The organism is Halomonas sp. ND22Bw (genome assembly GCF_003011945.1).
Taxonomy (GTDB): Bacteria; Pseudomonadota; Gammaproteobacteria; order Pseudomonadales; family Halomonadaceae; genus Halomonas; species Halomonas halophila.
Window position 1 is genome coordinate 1 of sequence record NZ_PXWD01001894.1, and the last position, 231, is coordinate 231.

Here is a 231-nt window from a genome sequence, read left to right on the forward strand (position 1 = left end):
CCAGGTCGATCAGGTGGCGGGTCACGTCGCGCGCCGCGCCTTCGTCATCGGTGCTGAGCGCGAAGCCCGGACCGGGCGCGGACGAACCGATCCGCGCGAACACGATCTGCCGCTTTTCCAGGAAATCGAGGATCAGCGGATTGGCCGAATGCGGCGGGGTCAGGATCACGCCGTCGGGTTGCAGCGCCGCGATCGCGCCTGACAGCTCGCGCTCGATATGCGCGCTGTGCG

At 68.8% G+C, this 231-nt stretch carries 1 protein-coding gene; it reads right to left on the bottom strand.

All coding sequences use genetic code 11. The annotated features are described in order from the left end of the window. Nucleotides 1-231, bottom strand: a 231-nt coding sequence (locus CVH10_RS24855) for a hypothetical protein (protein ID WP_219925134.1), incomplete at both ends; no start/stop codon positions are given.